Origin of the sequence: Actinospineispora spinosispora DSM 44797 (assembly GCF_000429025.1) — a bacterium.
In the GTDB taxonomy this organism is placed as follows: domain Bacteria; phylum Actinomycetota; class Actinomycetes; order Mycobacteriales; family Pseudonocardiaceae; genus Pseudonocardia; species Pseudonocardia spinosispora.
This window is the reverse complement of record NZ_AUBB01000010.1, coordinates 123,818-141,175: the sequence shown is the minus strand read 5'-3', so window position 1 is coordinate 141,175 and position 17,358 is coordinate 123,818. Positions and strand designations below refer to the sequence as shown.

Annotated in this window: 16 protein-coding genes; 8 read left to right on the top strand and 8 right to left on the bottom strand. The window is 69.8% G+C overall.

The features are described 5' to 3' along the window. The first annotated feature begins 28 nt into the window (after positions 1–28). Together G406_RS0104460 and msrB are read left to right on the top strand one after the other, a co-directional pair. Positions 29–334: a hypothetical protein gene (locus tag G406_RS0104460; RefSeq protein ID WP_028932885.1), complete on the top strand. Its 306-nt coding sequence runs from the start codon at positions 29–31 to the stop codon at positions 332–334. A gap of 63 nt (positions 335–397) precedes the next feature. Beyond that, entirely contained in the window at positions 398–823 is a 426-nt protein-coding gene (gene msrB / locus G406_RS0104455; RefSeq protein WP_028932884.1) for a peptide-methionine (R)-S-oxide reductase MsrB, read from the top strand. Between the two features lie 3 nt (positions 824–826). Here the strand turns inward: msrB and hemQ are convergent, their stop codons facing one another. The 3 genes from hemQ to hemE are packed head-to-tail and all read right to left on the bottom strand — an operon-like array spanning position 827 to position 4,093. After that, entirely contained in the window at positions 827–1,522 is a 696-nt protein-coding gene (gene hemQ, locus G406_RS0104450) for a hydrogen peroxide-dependent heme synthase (RefSeq protein ID WP_028932883.1), read from the bottom strand. A 16-nt stretch (positions 1,523–1,538) separates the two neighbouring features. Then, positions 1,539–3,011, bottom strand: a complete 1,473-nt coding sequence (gene hemG / locus G406_RS44585; protein ID WP_051341597.1) for a protoporphyrinogen oxidase — start codon at positions 3,009–3,011, stop codon at positions 1,539–1,541. Continuing rightward, the gene (gene hemE / locus G406_RS44580) at positions 3,008–4,093 is read right to left on the bottom strand and encodes a uroporphyrinogen decarboxylase (RefSeq protein WP_051341595.1); all 1,086 of its coding nucleotides are present in this window, start codon (positions 4,091–4,093) and stop codon (positions 3,008–3,010) included. Before hemE ends, hemG begins: the two co-directional genes overlap by 4 nt. A gap of 74 nt (positions 4,094–4,167) precedes the next feature. Between hemE and G406_RS0104435 the strand changes: the two genes are divergently transcribed. From G406_RS0104435 to G406_RS0104425, 3 genes are all read left to right on the top strand, one after another. After that, on the top strand, positions 4,168–4,737 hold the full coding sequence (locus G406_RS0104435) for a DUF3000 domain-containing protein (RefSeq protein WP_037075124.1): 570 nt from the start codon (positions 4,168–4,170) through the stop codon (positions 4,735–4,737). 336 nt (positions 4,738–5,073) lie between these two features. After that, the gene (locus G406_RS44575; protein ID WP_156934696.1) at positions 5,074–5,727 is read left to right on the top strand and encodes a LuxR C-terminal-related transcriptional regulator; all 654 of its coding nucleotides are present in this window, start codon (positions 5,074–5,076) and stop codon (positions 5,725–5,727) included. A gap of 56 nt (positions 5,728–5,783) precedes the next feature. Next, positions 5,784–6,977, top strand: coding sequence for an HRDC domain-containing protein (locus G406_RS0104425; protein ID WP_051341593.1), 1,194 nt, complete (start codon positions 5,784–5,786; stop codon positions 6,975–6,977). A 342-nt stretch (positions 6,978–7,319) separates the two neighbouring features. Here G406_RS0104425 and G406_RS53640 read toward each other — a convergent pair whose 3' ends face one another. The 5 genes from G406_RS53640 to dxs form a co-directional block, all read right to left on the bottom strand. Then, positions 7,320–8,888 carry a DUF3710 domain-containing protein gene (locus G406_RS53640; RefSeq protein ID WP_051341590.1) on the bottom strand — a complete coding sequence of 523 codons (1,569 nt, stop codon included), beginning with the start codon at positions 8,886–8,888 and terminating at the stop codon, positions 7,320–7,322. Between the two features lie 303 nt (positions 8,889–9,191). Further along, on the bottom strand, positions 9,192–10,319 hold the full coding sequence (locus G406_RS0104415; protein WP_028932879.1) for a sensor histidine kinase: 1,128 nt from the start codon (positions 10,317–10,319) through the stop codon (positions 9,192–9,194). Between the two features lie 20 nt (positions 10,320–10,339). Beyond that, the gene (locus G406_RS0104410) at positions 10,340–11,005 is read right to left on the bottom strand and encodes a response regulator transcription factor (RefSeq protein ID WP_028932878.1); all 666 of its coding nucleotides are present in this window, start codon (positions 11,003–11,005) and stop codon (positions 10,340–10,342) included. A 72-nt stretch (positions 11,006–11,077) separates the two neighbouring features. Then, complete coding sequence (locus G406_RS0104405) at positions 11,078–12,553, bottom strand: hypothetical protein (RefSeq protein ID WP_156934676.1); 1,476 nt, start codon at positions 12,551–12,553, stop codon at positions 11,078–11,080. A gap of 95 nt (positions 12,554–12,648) precedes the next feature. After that, positions 12,649–14,595 (bottom strand): 1-deoxy-D-xylulose-5-phosphate synthase, encoded by a 1,947-nt coding sequence (dxs, locus tag G406_RS0104400; RefSeq protein ID WP_028932876.1) that lies wholly within the window; start codon positions 14,593–14,595, stop codon positions 12,649–12,651. 102 nt (positions 14,596–14,697) lie between these two features. Here dxs and G406_RS0104395 point away from each other — a divergent pair, with 102 nt between their 5' ends. The 3 genes from G406_RS0104395 to G406_RS0104385 all read left to right on the top strand — a co-directional run bounded on the left by G406_RS0104395 (position 14,698) and on the right by G406_RS0104385 (position 17,338). Further along, complete coding sequence (locus tag G406_RS0104395; RefSeq protein WP_028932875.1) at positions 14,698–15,453, top strand: SDR family NAD(P)-dependent oxidoreductase; 756 nt, start codon at positions 14,698–14,700, stop codon at positions 15,451–15,453. A 36-nt stretch (positions 15,454–15,489) separates the two neighbouring features. Further along, positions 15,490–16,506 carry a prenyltransferase gene (locus G406_RS0104390; protein ID WP_028932874.1) on the top strand — a complete coding sequence of 339 codons (1,017 nt, stop codon included), beginning with the start codon at positions 15,490–15,492 and terminating at the stop codon, positions 16,504–16,506. A gap of 103 nt (positions 16,507–16,609) precedes the next feature. Continuing rightward, entirely contained in the window at positions 16,610–17,338 is a 729-nt protein-coding gene (locus tag G406_RS0104385; RefSeq protein WP_084215767.1) for an SIMPL domain-containing protein, read from the top strand. Positions 17,339–17,358: the final 20 nt, after the last annotated feature.

The window sequence follows — 17,358 nt, the reverse complement described above, 5'->3', positions numbered from 1 at the left end:
GCAGTGGGGCAGACGCTACCGTGAGCGCATGCCCAGCCGTGACCCCGCCGAGCCCGCCCACGGCGGCGACCCGCTCGACGACGAGCTGATCGGGCTGGACCCCGACGACCCGGAGACCCAGGCGTTCGCCGCGCACCTGGACCGGATGCACCGCGACCGCCCCAGCTTCACCGTCGAGGGCTACCTGGACGGGGTGTCGGACTTCGCCGACTCGGCCAACCGGGCGCAGGGCGGGCGCCGGCTCGGCGCGGTCGTGCTGGTGGTCCTGCTGCTCGTCGTCGCCGGATACCTGATCGTGGACGCGCTCGGGTTCGTGCTGAGCACCTGGCTCTGAGGCGCTGAAGCGTCACCGTTTCGTTCCACGACAGACCGTGCCCGAAGGTATTAGCGTGGAGGCATGAAACCAGTGACCGGGGACGCCCCCAAGGTGGTCAAGAGCGAGCAGGAATGGCGTGCGCAGCTCACCCCCGAGGAATACCACGTGCTCCGTGAGGCAGGCACGGAACGGCCGTTCATCGGCGAGTACACCGACACCAAGACCGTCGGCGTGTACTCCTGCCGGGCATGCGGCACCGAGCTGTTCCGCAGCGACACGAAGTTCGACTCGCACTGCGGCTGGCCGTCGTTCTTCACCCCGCTGGCCGGTGACGCGGTGATCGAGCGCACCGACACCTCGATGGGCATGGCCCGCACCGAGGTGCTGTGCGCCAACTGCCACAGCCACCTCGGCCACGTGTTCTCCGGTGAGGGCTACGGCACCCCCACCGACCTGCGCTACTGCATCAACAGCGTGTCCATCAAACTGGAGCCCGCGCAGGACTGAGGGTTACGGCAGGACCGCCACCAGGTCGGCGATGTCCAGCTTGGGCCCGGTGTAGAACGGAATCTCCTCGCGGACGTGGCGACGGGCGTCGGTCCCGCGCATCAGCCACATGAGGTCGACGATGCGGTGCAGCTCGTCGGCCTCGAACGCGAGGATCCACTCGTAGTCACCGAGACCGAAGCTGGCGACGGTGTTCGACCGCACGTCCGGGTGCTCCCGAGCCTTCTTGCCGTGCTCGGCGAGCATCCGGCGACGCTCCTCGTCGGGGAGCAGGTACCAGTCGTAGGAACGCACGAACGGGTAGACGCAGATGTACTTCCGGGCTTCCTCGCCGGCCAGGAAAGCCGGGATGTGGCTCTTGTTGAACTCGGCGGGCCGGTGCAGGGCGGCCTGGCTCCACACCGGCACGCTGGCCCGGCCGAGCGCGGTGTCCCTGCGCAGGTCCGCGTAGGCGGTCTGCAGCGGCTCGATGTCGGCCGCATGCCACCAGATCATGTAGTCGGCGTCGGCGCGCAGGCCGGACAGGTCGTACACACCGCGCACGACGACGCCCTTGCCCTCCAGTCCGGAGATGAACTCACCTGCCTGCTGGGCGGCGGCCGCGCGGTCCTCCCCCAGCTTGCCCGGTTCGATCCGGAACACCGACCACATGGTGTAGCGGATCGTGTCGTTGAGTGCGTTGTAGTCCAGCCGGCTCATGGCGCCCATCATCCCACTAGGAGCGGTCGGGTCCGGCGACGAGCGTCCGGAGACCGGGCTGGTGTGACGAGAGGAACGCGGCCAACCGGTCGGCGGCCGACCGGCCGGTACCGATGCAGGCCGGCACGCCCACGCCGTGCAGCATCGCGCCCGCCACCGCGAGCCCGGGGCGGCGCGCCACCGCCTGTTCGAGCTCCTCGACGAGGCGGCCGTGCCCGACCCCGTACTGCGGAAGCCCGCCGCCCCAGCGCTGCACGTGCACCTCCACCGGGGCCGCGGTGATACCGGTCAGCGTGGCCAGGTCGGTCGTGGCTCGTCCGGCCAGCTCGTCGTCGGGCACCCGCAGCGTCTCGGCATCGCCGGCCCGGCCGAGCGAGGCACGCAGCCGGATCAGGCCGTCCGTCGCGTCCGGGGCGAGGTGCGGCCACTTGCGGGCGGAGTGGGTGAAGGCCTTGACCCCGAGCGGTTCGTCAGCGGCGACGAGCACCCCGGAGGTCATCGGCAGCGTCGCCGCGTCCTCGGCCCGGAATGCCAGCGCGACGACGACCGGTGATGCCAGCTCGACCTCACCGGCAGCACGGGCACCTTCGGGCGCAGCTCCGGCCAGCAGCCTGCGCAGCGCGGGCGCGGGTACCGCGAGCAGGACCGCGTCGACGTCCAACGCTTCGGACATCGGTCCTGAGCTGCTCGCCGAGCCGATCTCCAGCCGCCACCCTGTGGCGGTCTCGGTGAGCTCACGGACCGGCAGGCCGAGTCTGACCTCGGCATCGGCGGCTGCCAGCAACGCTTCGACCAGGACCCGGTAGCCGCCCCGGACAGCGCCGAACACGGGCGAGGGAGCCCCGGTCGACGGCACCGGAGGAAGTAGCCGGTCCGCGGCCGCGGTAAGCGACGGGGCACCGGCGTCGAGCGCGGCCGCGAGAGTGGGGATCGTGGCGCGCAGCCCGAGTCGGTCGACCCGGCCCGCGTAGACCCCACCGAGCAGTGGATCGACGAGCCTCTCGGTCAGCTCGTCGCCGAACCTGTCCCGCAGCAGCCCGCCCAGTGCGACGTCCCCGCCGGCCGACCAGTGCAGCGGCCTCGTGGCCTCGCCCGCCACCCGGTCCAGCCCTTCGGCGGACAGGAGATCGTCGAGCCTGCTGCCGGTACCGGGGATGCCCAGCAAGGTCCTCGCCGGCAGCCCGGTGGTGTGGCCGGCCGCACGCACGCTCGCCGAGACCGGCGCGGGATGCACGAGAGTCTCGGTCAGAGCCAGCTCACGCAGGAGCGCGGGTACCTCTGGCCGACGTGCGAGGAAGGCCTCGGCGCCGACGTCCATCGGGACACCCGCGAGGTCGATGGTGCGCAGGACACCGCCCAGCCGGTTCGACTGCTCGACGAGCGTGATCCGGGCATCCGGTCCGAGCACCGCGCGAAGCCGATGCGCGCCGGCGAGCCCGGAGATTCCGCCCCCGACCACGGCGACATGCGGCGGTCGAGGACGACTCACAACGAGTGCACCAGCTCCACGAGCCGGGTCAGGACGTCGGGATCGGTCTCCGGCAGCACGCCGTGGCCCAGGTTGAACACGTGCCCTTCGGCGGCCTTGCCCTCCGCGAGGATGCGCCGGGCCTCGACCTCCACCGCGTCGGAACCGGCGAACAGCACCGCGGGATCCAGGTTGCCCTGCACCGCGTGGCCGGGGCCGATCCGTCGAGCGGCGACGTCGAGCGGAATCCGCCAGTCGACACCCACCACGTCCGCGCCAGCCTCGGCCATGGCGCCGAGCAGCTCGCCGGTGCCCACCCCGAAGTGAATCCGGGGTAGCCCGCAGTCCGCGAGACCGGCGAGCACCGCCGCCGAGTGCGGCAGGACGTAACGGCGGTAGTCGCGCTCGGACAGTGCTCCGGCCCACGAGTCGAACAGCTGCACCGCATCCACTCCGGCGGCCACCTGTTCACGCAGGAAGGAGAGGGCCAGCTCGGCCAGATGACCCAGCAACGCGTGCCAGGTATCCGGGTCGGAGTACATGAGAGCCTTGGTGCGCTCGTGATTGCGACTCGGGCCGCCCTCCACGAGGTACGAGGCGAGAGTGAACGGCGCACCGGCGAAACCGATCAGCGGCGTGCCCTCGGCCCCGGTGCCCAGCTCCGCAGTCAGCAGGCGAACGGCCTCCGCGATCGGCGCGACCGCCTCCGGGCTCAGCGTCGGCAACGCGGCGACGTCGGCGGCGGTCCGCACCGGGGACTCGACCACCGGTCCGGTGCCGGCCACGATGTCGACGCCGATGCCCGCCGCACGCAGCGGAACCACGATGTCGCTGTAGAGGATCGCGGCGTCCACATTGTGGCGACGGACCGGCTGCAGTGTTATCTCGCAGACCAGATCAGGAGTGAAACAGGCTTCGAGCATGGCGGTGTTGCGCCGGACCGCGTGGTACTCCGGCAACGAACGCCCGGCCTGGCGCATGAACCACACCGGCTGCCGGGATGGGCGCTCGCCCCGGGCGGCCGCGAGGAAGGGGGCTCCCGCGAGGTCTCGTCGCTGGCCGTGAACCGGGTCTAGGCCGGTGGCGGTGGTTATGTTCGACATGACCAGGTCATCCTCGCATGCTCGGCGGCGCGCCTGACGCCTGAGGTGGCACCGGACACCTACTCTCGCTCGACGTGAGTCCGCCAATATTCCGCCAGGCAGTGGACGCGCTGCGGGCCGTCCAGCCCAGGTCGGAGCTCCGACTGGTGGACATCGACCCGCCGCGTCGCCTCGCTCCGCACAGCTTCGCCATGGGCGTCGAGCTCGCCGAGGACGCTGTCACCTCGGGTCCGAGTGACGCCGAGGTCGACGTGACCGGTCGTCTCGTCCTGCTCCACGACCCCGAGGCCCGGGACGCCTGGTCGGGCACCTTCCGGATGGTCTGTTACCTGCGTGCACCGCTGGACGTCGAGCAGGGCGACGACCCCTTGCTGCTCGCCGTGGGCTGGTCCTGGCTGACCGACGCGCTGGACACCTGCCGGGCCGGGTATGCCGCACTGGGCGGCACGGTCACCCGCACCTGCTCCGCACGGTTCGGCGACATCCCCGGTCCGACCCGCAGTGACGACGTCGAACTCAGGGCGTCCTGGACCCCGACCGATCAAGAGTTCGGTCATCACGCCGAGGCTTTCTACCGGCTCGTGACCCACGCGATCGGGTTACCAGAGGTTGGCGTATCTTTGATGACGGAACGTCACAGTTGAGCCCGGACTCAACGCTCCCCACGGGCTCAAACGGTGCCGTTTTGACAAGAAGTCACTCTCTGAAGTCAATACGATCACCCGAACGAGTGACAAGAGTCGACCAACGCCGTAGATCTCGTATGAAAAAGTTTCGCCGAACGCGCGCGGTTAGGCCGCTTGGGGGCTACCCTGCGTCCACGACACCTCCTCGGACGCGCGGCCTACACAGCCGATCGGACGAGGTCCCGGTGCCGGTCGGGGGGCACGACCGACTCCAGGGAGGTAAGTGACGTGGCTGTAGTCGGCCAAGGCACGCCTGTCCGCACCGTAGGTGCTGGCTCCGTGCTGCCGCCCGCCATGGTCCCGCATCCGCGGGAAGAGCTGTTCACGGTGTTGGTGGTCGATGACCACCCGCTGTTGCGCGAGGCGATCTCGGCGCGACTGCGCACCATGGGCGCAGGCACGGTGCATGAGGCTGCTTCAGTGGCCGAAGCCCGAGCACGAGCACAGGCCAGCGGTCCTTGCGACCTCGCGGTACTGGATCTGGGGCTGCCTGACGGCAGCGGCCTTGACCTGGTCACCGAGTTGCGGTCACAAGGGTGGAACCGCCTGGTGGTGCTCGCCTCATCAGATGATCCGTATGCGGTGCGTTCGGCCTTCCAGGCCGGTGCGCAGGCATATCTACTGAAGTCGGCATCGGCGGCGATAGTCACCGACGGCGTGAAGCGAGTGCTCGACGGCGGCGTCTACGCCGACCCGACGGTTGCTCCGCTGCTCGCCACGGGCACCCGCGTCCCCGGTACGGACAACACCCCTCGGGAGCTGTCCGCACGCGAGGTCGAGGTACTGCAGCTCGTCGCCGACGGGCAGTCCAACAAAGAGATCGGCGAAGCGCTGAACCTCTCCGCGTTGACGGTCAAGAGCCACCTGTCCCGGATCGGGCGCAAGCTCGGCACGGGAGACCGAGCGCAAATGGTGGCGCTGGCCATGCGTGCAGGGGTCATCCGCTGAGCTCGCCACGCATCGCGCCTCCTCGAGACGACTCTGTCCTCTCCGAGGAGGCGCCGGTGAGCGAACCGGTGCCGCTCCTGGCACCGGCCGACGGGCTCCCCGATGTCATCCGAACCGGCGCCGCCCTGCGCTCCGTCGCCGAGTCCTTCGCCGCCGGCGACGGACCGGTGGCGGTCGACGCCGAGCGCGCGTCCGGTTTCCGGTACTCGTCCCGCGCCTACCTGGTGCAACTTCGCCGGGCAGGCGCGGGCAGTGCCCTGATCGATCCGATCCCGGTAGCGGACCAGTTCGGTCCGCTCGCCGCCGCGCTGGACGGCCCCGAGTGGGTGTTGCACGCCGCGTCCCAGGACCTGGCGTGCCTCGCCGAGCTCGGGTTGCGTCCCGCGCGGCTGTTCGACACGGAGCTGGCCGGCCGGCTGGCCGGGCTGCCCCGGGTCGGGCTCGGTCCGATGGTCGAGCAGCTGCTGGGCCTACGACTGGAGAAGGGACACGGCGCGGCCGACTGGTCGACCCGTCCCCTCCCCGAGGACTGGCTGGTCTACGCCGCGCTCGACGTCGAGGTGTTGATCGAGCTGCGCAACCTGCTCGACGACATGCTCACCGAGCAGGGCAAACGTGAATGGGCCTCGCAGGAGTTCGAAGCGGTCCGCACCGCGCCCCCTCCCCCGCCGAGGATCGACCCGTGGCGCCGCACCTCCGGCATCCACCGGGTCCGCAAACCACGCCAGCTGGCGGCCGTCCGTGAGCTGTGGCTGGCCCGCGACTCACTGGCCACCCAGCGCGACATCGCGCCCGGCCGGGTGCTGCCGGACTCCGCGATCGTGGAAGCCTCGGTCACGGCCCCCAGTTCGGCAGCCGAGCTGTCCGGACTGCCGGTGTTCCGAGGCCGAGCCCAACGCCGGTTGTCCGCCTACTGGTGGACGGCGCTGCGCAAGGCCGCCGAGCTGCCCAACGCCGAGCTACCGCCCGCCACGCTCCAGTCCGACGGGCCACCCCCGGTCAACCGCTGGGGCGACCGCGACCCGGAGGCGGCCGCTCGGCTGTCCGCCGCGCGCGCCTCCATCGCGGAACTCAGCGAACACCACACGGTGCCGGTGGAGAACCTGCTGCAACCCGACCTGCTGCGCCGCCTGTGCTGGCAGCCGCCCGAGGGCCCGGTCGAGGACGCGCTACGCGCGGGCGGCGCCCGCCAATGGCAGATCGACCTGCTGGCAGAACCGCTTACGGCCGCCCTGCTCGCACGTCCTTAAGGGCCTGTTCCGCGCGGAGTTTTTCTGTGACCACCCCCTCGGCTTCGCCGTCGGGGGTACTCCCAGAAAAACAAGCCTCGTTCCTCGGCCGGGCGCGCGCTTGTGGTCGATCTGGGAGCAGCCCTGGTTGTTGGCGAGGTTGGTTGCGGACATCCACTACGCCGGCCTTCGCCGGAACTCCTTCGGAGCTCTCGCGGAGCCGACTGTGTGGGCGGCGTGGTCCCGCTCTAGTGATCATGAAAATGGTGACATCGCGCACCGCGTGGTCACACCGCGCGATGTGCACATGGCGCGGTGTGGACGCAAGGTGCGCGGTGTCACCGTTCGGGACTCCCCGCAATCTCAGCCCAGACCGGGAAGCCCGGCACCGAGACCGTCGATGATCTCACCCAGCACTCCGGGGGTCTCCTCGTGGATGGGCTTGCGCACCACCCTGGACGTCCGCTCCTCGTCGCCGTCGGAGTCGTGGTCCTCGTCCCACACCCGCTCGTGCTGCTCGGTCCGCTCGACGTCGTGAGTGGCCTTCGGGGTGCGCGGACGGTCCTGTTCTCCGGTGCCCTCGGCCACCCGGGACGTCCCGCTCTGGGTGTCGCTCAGCCTGCCGAGCATCGGCAGGGCGGTCTCCGCGCCGCTCGGCTGGCGAGGACTCGGGACCGGGAGCGCCTGGATCGGGCCGCGCGGCATGGGCGCACCGGGACCGGTCTGCGTTCCGGGCGTGTGGGCGCCCGGAACCGAACCAGGTACCGGTGCGCCCGGTACTGAACCGGGTGCCGGCGGGAGGACGCCGGACTGTGCCGGCCCCGGATTCGTCAACGCGGTCGTCGGCGGCGGAGTCGCCGCCGAGGGGGTCTGAGTGACCGGCTTCGGGCCGCGCATCGTCGCCCAGGCGCCCGCGCCACCCAGCACCAGGACCAGGCCCGCGATGCCGACGGTCAGCCCCGTCGCCATCCCCGGAGTGGCCCAGCTCCGGCCATGCGAGCTGACACTCGCGGCGCCGGCGGGCACCGTCTCGTCTTCGCGGTCGAGCTCCGCCTGGTGCTCCGACGCGCTCGGTGCCTCCGTCGAGCGGACCACGGTCAGCTCAGGGCGGCGGGTCTCCGACCGGTGCGCTCCGTCACCGTTGACCGGAGCCCGCTCGGCCACCGGCAGCGCCGCCCCGTGATAGGCCGCCTGCCACTGTGCGGCCGCAGCCTCACGGCGCCGAGGCTGCTGCTCCATCGGGGACCGGGGTTCCATCGGCTCACGGGGAGCCGTGTTCGTCTGCTGTCGCTGACGAACCGAACCGGGCTCGTCCTTCGCGCCGGGCGACGGTGTCGGCCCCAGCCTGAACATCAACGTCTCCGCCGAGGAGCTCGCGGCGGGAGCATCACCCGGCTTGTCCCTCGCGGCCCCGACCGGCTCCGGGGGCACGATCAGCGATAGTGCGGTGCGGGCGGGCAACGGCTCCGGTCCCCTGGTCACCACGCTGCCCCGCAGGAGCTCACGCAGGATCGCGGCGAGCTTCGCCGAGCCCTCCACCGGTCCCGTGGCCTCGCCGTAGAGCATCCACCTCGGGCCGTCGACGCCGATGAACCAGGACAGCTCGCCATCCGAGATGGCCTGCAGCTCCCGCCCCCAGCGGCCCTGCTCGGACACCACCTGAGCCCCGTCGCTCGCGTGTGAGGAGGCGATCTCCTCCACCATCTCCGGCCACAGCGGAGCGCTGCGCGGGGCCGCGAGAACGCTGAGGCTGACGCGCCCAGCGGGCACGTCGAGCTGCACCGCCCTCGGCTTCGCCGTCCCGGCGTGCTCGACCAGCTCGGCCTCGTCCGGCATACGGAACCGAAGGGGACCGAAGTTCAACGCATCATCGGACTCGGGCACCTCACCCGCACCCGAGTCGTACGGACCCGCCTCACTGACACCGCTCACGCCGAACCGTCACCCGCCATCCGCTGCTTCACAACTGTCCCAGAAGTTATCGAGCACCACAGGACTCGTTCAATGCAACGAGCACTGTCCGAGACGGTTACGCACCCATGATCACCCTAACGGGCGGCTCGACATCTCGATCAAGCGATACTGAGCACTCTCCGTGCATGTAGGTCACGCTGTGTCGAGATCCCTCGACTCACGGTCGAGTTTGAGTGGCAGATGTGACAGACCCCGACTCCGGATCGTCAAGAGCGGCGCCGACGAGCGGGCCGCCCCACGCGGGCGACGGCCGAATTCGGCTCAGCGAACCGAGGGAAGGCGGACCGTGACCGCCAAGCCGCCTCCGGCTACCGATTCGGCGACGACCGTCCCTCGATGCGCCGACACCACAGCACGCACGATCGACAGCCCCAGCCCCGAGCCGCTCCCAGCCGCACGACGGGCGCCGCGCCGGAACGGCTCGAACAGCTCCTCGACCGTCGCGTCCGGCACCGACGCGCCGCTGGAGGCGACCCGCAGCAGCGCACGGCCGTCCGGGCCGACCTCGGTCGCCACCTCGAGCCAGCCGCCCTCGAGGTTGTGCCGTACCGCGTTCTCCACGAGGTTGCCCACGACCCGTTCCAGCAGCGCCGGATCGCCGGCCGTCGATGCGGGCACGCACTTCAACCGGACCCGCAGCCTTCGCTCATCCGCCTCGGCGCGCACCGCGGCCAGCGCCGGACGGACCAGCTCCGCGAGGTCGACCTCCACTGTGGGCCCGGCGACCCCCGCTTCCGTGCGTGCCAGCAGCAACAACCCCTCGACCAGCGCATCCGCCCGATACGTCGCGCCTCGAACCACCTCGGCCATCCGGCGCAGCTCAGGCACGTCCGCCTCGGGATCCGCGAGGGTCACGTCGACCTCGGTCCGCATCACGGCGAGCGGCGTGCGCAGCTCATGACTCGCGTTGGCGACGAACCGCCGCTGCATCTCGAACGCGTCGTGCAGCCGGTCCAGCATCGCGTCGAAACTGTCCGCGAGCTCCGTCACCTCACCGTGCCTGCCCACGAGCGAGATCCGTTCGTCCAACGACTCGGCCGACAACCGGCGGGCAGTACCGGTCACCGTGCGCAGCGGCCGGAGCACACGTCCGACCACGAGCCAGGACACGACCGCCGCGGCGACGACCACCAGCGGGAACGCCAGCAACCCGGTGCGCAGAACATCGGCCCGGGCCGCATCCGCCAGTGCCCTGCCGAGCACCTCGGCCGGCACCCAGGCCTCGCGTACCCGCACCCGGGTACCCGGCGGCAACGCGGGGACCGCGCTCACCACCCCGCCCACCAGGAGCCAGCCCAGCCACAGCAGCAAGGCACTGACCAACGCGGCCAGCACGGTGCACAACACGGTGAGCCTCAGCCGCAGCCCGGGCCCCCGACCGTGTGCCATATCCGTGTGCCCGCGCGGCGCTAACCGGCCGACGGAACGCGGTACCCGGAACCGACGACGGTCTCGATGATGCCTGGCTCACCCAGCTTCTTGCGCAGCGTCATGACGGTCACCCGCACGGTGGTCGTGAACGGGTCCGCGTGCTCGTCCCACACCCGCTCCAACAGCTCCTCGCTGCTCACCACAGCGCCGCCCGCACCGAGGAGCACCTCCAGCACGCCGAACTCCTTACGGGTCAGCTCGACCGGGCCCGCCGTGCGCCGCACCGTGCGACGCGCGGGATCCAGCACGACGTCACCCGCCGCCAGGACCGGCGGCGTCGCCGGCGTGGCCCGCCTGCCCAGCGCGCGCATCCTGGCCACCAGCTCCGGGAAGTCGAACGGCTTGGCCAGGTAGTCGTCGGCACCCAAGGTGAGACCCTCGACCTTGTCCGCGAGCGTGCCGCTCGCGGTCAGCATGATGACCCGCGTCATGCCGCCCTCCTTGGCCAGCTCGGCGCACAGGTCGTCGCCGGACATCCCGGGAAGGTCCCGATCGAGGACCACCACGTCGTAGCGGGTGATGGTGGCCTTCTCATGGCCGCTGTCGCCGTCGTACGCGACGTCGACAGCCATCCCCTCCCGCCGCAGCCCCCGCGCCAACGCATCCGCCAGCGCCCGTTCGTCCTCGACAACAAGTACCCGCACAGGCTCAGCGTAGGACCATCCGCCATCGGTGGTACTCGGGCATCGGAACCGGCCGTGCGACCTCATCAGCGGTCAAGCACGAGCCAGGAGTCGACGTGCTCCGGCGACAACCGCCGACGCCAGTAGCCAACCGCCTGTCACCATGATCATGACGACCGCTTTATTGGAACCGGTCGGATCCCAGGCCTTCTCCTGTCCAAGGTCAACGATCGGTATTGCCAGGTCCAGCGAATAGATGAACGGATCCCAGGTCGGATGCTCGCCTTCCTTGAGTGGCGCGACTGGGTGGCCGAGGAACCAGAACGTGCCGAACAGGACCAGCACGCTGAGCCACAATAGAGCTCGTGCCGGTACATACCCGTAGCCGAACAGGACATCCTGCAGCCGACCCCAAACCTGGCTGGCGAACGTTCCGCGGCGCAGCAGGTGACGCTCTCTTGCGAGTCGAACGGCACGGGCGGAACGCTCGTCACCCGCGCCCTGATAGTGCATGGCAAGTTGCTCAAAGGACGAGGCACTGACATTGCTGTCCTTCAGTATCCAAGCTATTCTCTCGCGAGCCGGAATATACTCGGTCCCGCTTATTCTGTGATACTTGAGACCTTCCAGGTCGAGCGAGTCAGCTGCCGGCCAGCTCTTCACCTCGTCGATGAGAGAGTTGACGCGGACGTCGCGCAGAATTACCCGGCCGCGCGGTGGCTCACGCAGGTCCAGACGAATCCTCGATACCACCGACCTGGTCAGGTTCACTGCGGTAGGCATCCCCTGCAGCTCGGAATCGTGAAACGTAACAATGTTTCCGACCTGTATTGCCAGCAGCTCCACCGGACCAGTAGACACAAATCCCCAGTCGGCGAAGAATCCACCCTGCATCGTCGCGATGCTGGCGTCAACGCCACCGATCCGCGCGCCGGTGAGGATCACCGAGTTCTCCACGTGAGCCTCAGCAAGGTTGATCCCGGCAGCCGACCGCATGCCTAACCCCACGAACGCCCCGGCAACCTGAATCCTCGGCGCGTAGACAGCCCACGTGCAGTCAGTCGCGATGAATATCTCCGCCAGCACCACGTCACCGTCAATACGAGCGCCCGTCAGCCGCACCGGCGAGCGAACGTCCCAGTCAAGCACCCGCCGCCTGCTTTGGACATGGTCGCCGACCGGCTTTAGGTATCCGGAATCGCTCCCCTCGAGTTGCCCCTGACTCAACCCGTTCCCCACTTGCGCACCGCGCAACACCAAGTTTCCGTTGAGCCGAACATGCTCGGCCGCGAGTGCCGCCATACGCGTATCGGTCAAATCAATCGAACCGGCGGTTAGCCCACTCAGCAGCACATCGCCGTCGAACGAACACCCGCTCAGATCGATGTCGATCCCAAGACGGAGATTCGACAAGTCGAGTGACCCGGAAACTTGGCAATCGCGAATACGAGCTGGACGCGCGATCGGCGAACCTTCCGCACGATGGATAAGAAATTCACGAATCTGATCGCCAGATACCGATCGCCTGTCGCCTGATGAGCCACTGCGGTCGCCGTCCAGACGAGACAACCGCGATTTCAGCCACCCATGCCCACGACTCAAAGGCCCGCCCCCTGTTAGCTGTAATATGATAGCGCAGCTGACCGTGGCGCCACCAACCGCCTTCAGTCGGTTCGGCGGCCCAGAGCATCGGCATCGGCATCGGCACCACGGAGTCCGGCGTCGATGACCGGTAGCGCCGCGGCCCATTCAGTCACCCGGCGGGCCACGTCCTGGGCGGTGAGGCCCACCGAGGCCAGCACGTCCGCACGGCTGCCGTGGTCCAGGAACTTCTGCGGCAACGCCAGGGTGCGCAGCGGCACGTCCACCTCGGCGTCGCGCAGGGCGGCCCCGATCGCCGAACCGATGCCGCCGTGGCCGCCGCCGTCCTCGACGGTGACCACGAGCCGATGCGCCCTGGCCATGCCGACCAGTGCCTCCGGGACCGGCAGGACCCACCTCGGGTCCACCACGGTGACCTTCACTCCCTGGTCGGCGAGGCGGTCGGCGGCGGCGAGACCGAGCTCGCCGAAGTTACCGACGCAGACCAGGAGCACTTCTGCTCGTTCGGCGCCCTGTTCCGGCTCGCGCAGCACATCCATGCCACCGACCCTGCGGACCGCCGGAATGTCGGGGATGACCGCGCCCTTCGGATAGCGCAGCACGGTCGGACCGTCCTCGACCGCGACGGCCTCACGCAGCTGCTCACGCAGGCTGCTCGCGTCCCTCGGCGCCGCGACCCGGATACCCGGCACGATGCCCAGCAACGAGAAGTCCCACATACCGTTGTGGCTGGCACCGTCGGAGCCGGTGACACCCGCCCGGTCCAGGACCACGGTCACCGGCTGCTGGTGCAGCGCCACGTCCATCAGCAGCTGGTCGAACCCACGGTTGAGGAACGTCGAGTACAGCGCGACGACCGGATGCAGGCCGCCCATGGCCAGGCCCGCCGCCGAGGTCAGCGCGTGCTGCTCGGCGATGCCCACGTCGATACAGCGATCCGGGTAGGCCGCCGCGAACGAGGCGAGCCCGACGGGGTGCAGCATCGCGGCGGTGATCCCGACGATGTCGGGTCGCTCGGCGCCGAGCGCCACCATCTCGTCACCGAACACCGACGTCCATCCGGTCGTCGGCGAGCCGAGCGGCGCGCCGGTCGCCGGGTCGAAGGCGCTCGGGCTGTGCATCTGCTCGACCTCGTCGTTCTCGGCGAGCGGATAGCCGTATCCCTTGCGTGTGGTGGCGTGCACGATCACCGCGCCGCCGAAGTTGCGGGCCCTGCGCAGTGCCGCCTCCATGGCCACCAGGTCGTGTCCGTCGACCGGGCCCACGTACTTCAGCCCCAGGTCGGCAAACATGGCCTGCGGGGCCAGCGCGTCCTTCACCCCGGCCTTGAGCGCGTGCAGGCCGTTGTAGACGGCCGGGCCGACCAGCGGGGTCTGGTTCAGTGCACGCTTGCCCGCGTCGAGCGCCCACTCGTACCCGGGGCGCAGCCGCAGCGTCGCCAGATGATCGGCGAGCCCGCCGATGGTCGGCGAGTAGGACCGCCCGTTGTCGTTGACCACGATGACCAGGTTGCGGTCCTTGGCGGCGGCGATGTTGTTGAGCGCCTCCCAGCACATGCCGCCGGTCAGCGCGCCGTCGCCGACGACCGCCACGACGTGGCGACGAGCCCCGTTCAACGCGAACGCCCTCGCCATGCCGTCGGCGTAGGACAGCGCGGTGGACGCGTGGCTGTTCTCGACGAGGTCGTGCTCGCTCTCGGCGCGCGACGGGTAGCCGGACAGTCCTCCGGTCGCCTTGAGCTTGGCGAACCCGTCGCACCGCCCGGTGAGGATCTTGTGGACGTAGGCCTGGTGACCGGTGTCGAAGATCAACGCGTCGTGCGGTGACTCGAACACCCGGTGCAGCGCCATGGTCAGCTCGACGACCCCGAGGTTCGGACCGAGGTGACCGCCGGTGCGGGACACCGTGGCCACCAGGAAGTCACGAATCTCACCGGCGAGGTTCTGCAACTCGGCGGTGTCGAGTCGCTTCAGGTCGGCGGGGCCGCGCAGGTTTCGCAACAAGGACACCCGGCCGAGTGTACGGAGCTTGATGTGGATCAGCCTGATGTGTGCTCCCCACACGCCTGCCCGGCTTGCCATCAAGCCGACTTCACCCGCAACAGTGGCCGTATGGTGCACCCTTCCCGTCGAATCGCACTCGTCACCGGGGCGAACCGCGGCATCGGCTTCGAGATCGCAGGTCAGCTCGCCGACCTCGGGATGACCGTTCTCCTCGCCGCCCGCGGCGGCCCGGCCGGTCGGCACGCCGTCGAACGGCTGAGACTGCGGAACGGATCGCGTGCGGTCGAACCGGTCACACTGGACGTGACCGACCCGACCACCGTGCGCGCCGCGGCGGCCACGGTCGCCGACCGCCACTCACGGCTCGACGTCCTGGTCAACAACGCCGCGATGCCCGAGCCCGCGGTGCCGGGGCGGGCATACCACCCACCGAGCAGCTGCGATCTCGACACCCTACGTGCCCTGTTCGAGACGAACCTGTTCGGCGTCGTCACGGTCACCAACGCCTTCCTGCCACTGCTGCGCCGGTCCGACGGAGGCAGGATCGTCAACCTGTCCAGCGGTCTCGCCTCCCTGTCCGCCATGAGCGCCGAGGAGGGGCCGTTCTCCTCGATCCCGCCCAACGGGGCCTACATCCCGGCCAAGACCGCGCTGAACTCGCTGACCGTCCAGTACTCGAGGGAGCTACGGGAGGCTGGGATCCTGGTCAACGCGGCGGACCCCGGGCCGTGCGCGACCGGTCTGAATCCCACCGGTCCGCGCAGTGCGGCTCGGGGCGCGCTGGTCGCGGTCCGGCTCGCCACGCTCGGCCCGGACGGCCCCTCCGGCGGGTTCTTCTCCGACCAGGGCCAGGTCGCCTGGTAGCCCGAGGTCGACACACCGGGGAGTAGCCTCCCCGATGTGACCGACGCCACTGGACCGAGCCGTTCGCGGCCGGCGTCCTGGGCATACGCGCTGCGCACCACGAACCCGCCGCCCGGGCCGATCGACCAGCTGGACAGGGTGACCAGGTGGATCGTGGTGAGCAGGGCCGCGGTCCTGCCCATGACGCTCGTCGCCGGGCTGGTGGCGGCCCTGCTCACGATCGGCGATCCACGCCTCGACTGGCGCTGGCTGCTGCTGTCGATCCTCGGGATCACCCTCGCCCATCTGGCGAACAACCTGATGAACGATCTGTACGACACCCGCGCCGGCTCCGACACCGCCGAGTACCCGCGTGCCCTCTACGCGCCGCACCCGATCCTGTCCGGGCTGGTCAGCAAGCGTGCACTGCTCCGCGCCGCGATCGTCGTCAACCTCGCCGACCTGGTCATCCTGGTGGTGCTGACCCAGGCCAGAGGCTGGCCGATGGTCGCGTTCGCCCTCGCCGGCTTCCTGCTCAGCGTGGCCTACACGGCGCCTCCGCTGAGGCTCAAGAAACGCGGTCTCGGCGAACCCGACGTGCTGATCGTGTGGGGTCCGTTGATGGTGTGCGGGACCTACTACGCGGCGGTGGGCCACGTCGGGTGGCATGTACTGCTCGCCTCGCTGCCCTACGGCCTGCTGTGTGTGGCCGTGCTGATGGGCAAGCACACCGACAAGATCCCGTTCGACGCACCGCTGGGCATCCGCACCCTGCCGGTCGTGCTGGGTGACCGGAGTGCCCGGCTGGCGACGCTCGGGCTGATGATGGCCTTCTACCCGCTGGTCGGGCTGTGCGTACTGCTCGGTGCGATGCCCTGGCCCGCGTTGCTGGTGCTGCTGGGCGTACCCCGGCTGGTCAAGGTGTGGCCGCACCTGTTGCGCCCGCCGCCGGATGAACCTCCCTCGGGTTTCCCGGTGTGGCCGCTCTGGTACGCGGCACTGGTGTGGCTGCACACCCGGCAGGCCGGTCTGCTGCTCGTACTGGGTCTGTGCGTCGGCGCGGCGATCTCCTGACGAGTGACCGGGGCCGATTCCGGACACGATCGGTGACTGGTGCAACCTGACAGGCACCTCACTCCGTCCAAGTCGATGAAGCCCCCCGCGAACGGAGAACTCAGTGAAGCGTCAGCTACCGTCCCTGCCCGTCCTCGCCGCCGGTCTCGCACTGGGAGCGCTCGTTCTGACCGGCTGCGCCTCCCCCGGCACCGCCACCGATGCCGGCGGCGACCGGACGGGCATCACGGCGAGCGGCGTCGGGACCGTCACCGGCACGCCCGACGTGGTGACCCTCGTGCTGGGCGTGCAGACCCAGGGGCCGAGCGCCAACGGAGCGCTCGGCGCCAACCGCCAGCAGGCCAACGCGTTGATCACGATGCTGAAGAACAAGGGCGTCGCCGACGCCGACATCAGGACCAGCCAGCTGTCGGTCAATCCGTCCTACAACTCCGGCGACGGACGCATCACCGGCTACGAGGTCACCAACCAGGTCACCGCGACGCTGTACAACGTCGCGTCGGCGGGCGGCATCATCGACGCCGCCGGCGAAGCCGCCGGGGACGCCGTCCGCGTCCAGCAGCTCACCTTCTCGATCAAGGACGACAGCGACCTGCGCGCCAAGGCCAGGGCCGACGCGGTGAAGCAGGCCCAGAAACAGGCGGGTCAGATGGCCGAGGCCGCCGGTGTGCGGCTCGGCAAGCTCCGGTCGATCTCCGAGGCGCCGGTGTCGGCACCGCCGGTACCGATGTACGAGCGTTCGCTCGACGCGGCGGCGGGTTCCACCCCGGTCCAGCCGGGCAACCAAAAACTCACCGTCGCGGTGACGGTCGTCTACGACATCGACCAGTAGAGAGCGACCTAGCGCACGAA

Coding starts and splice junctions, on each gene's coding strand:
- G406_RS0104460 (WP_028932885.1), top strand. CDS start 29: ATGCCCAGCCGTGACCCCGCCGAGCCCGCCCACGGCGGCGACCCGCTC.
- msrB (WP_028932884.1), top strand. CDS start 398: ATGAAACCAGTGACCGGGGACGCCCCCAAGGTGGTCAAGAGCGAGCAG.
- hemQ (WP_028932883.1), bottom strand. CDS start 1,522: ATGAGCCGGCTGGACTACAACGCACTCAACGACACGATCCGCTACACC.
- hemE (WP_051341595.1), bottom strand. CDS start 4,093: ATGTCGAACATAACCACCGCCACCGGCCTAGACCCGGTTCACGGCCAG.
- G406_RS44575 (WP_156934696.1), top strand. CDS start 5,074: ATGGTCCCGCATCCGCGGGAAGAGCTGTTCACGGTGTTGGTGGTCGAT.
- G406_RS0104415 (WP_028932879.1), bottom strand. CDS start 10,319: ATGGCACACGGTCGGGGGCCCGGGCTGCGGCTGAGGCTCACCGTGTTG.
- G406_RS0104395 (WP_028932875.1), top strand. CDS start 14,698: ATGGTGCACCCTTCCCGTCGAATCGCACTCGTCACCGGGGCGAACCGC.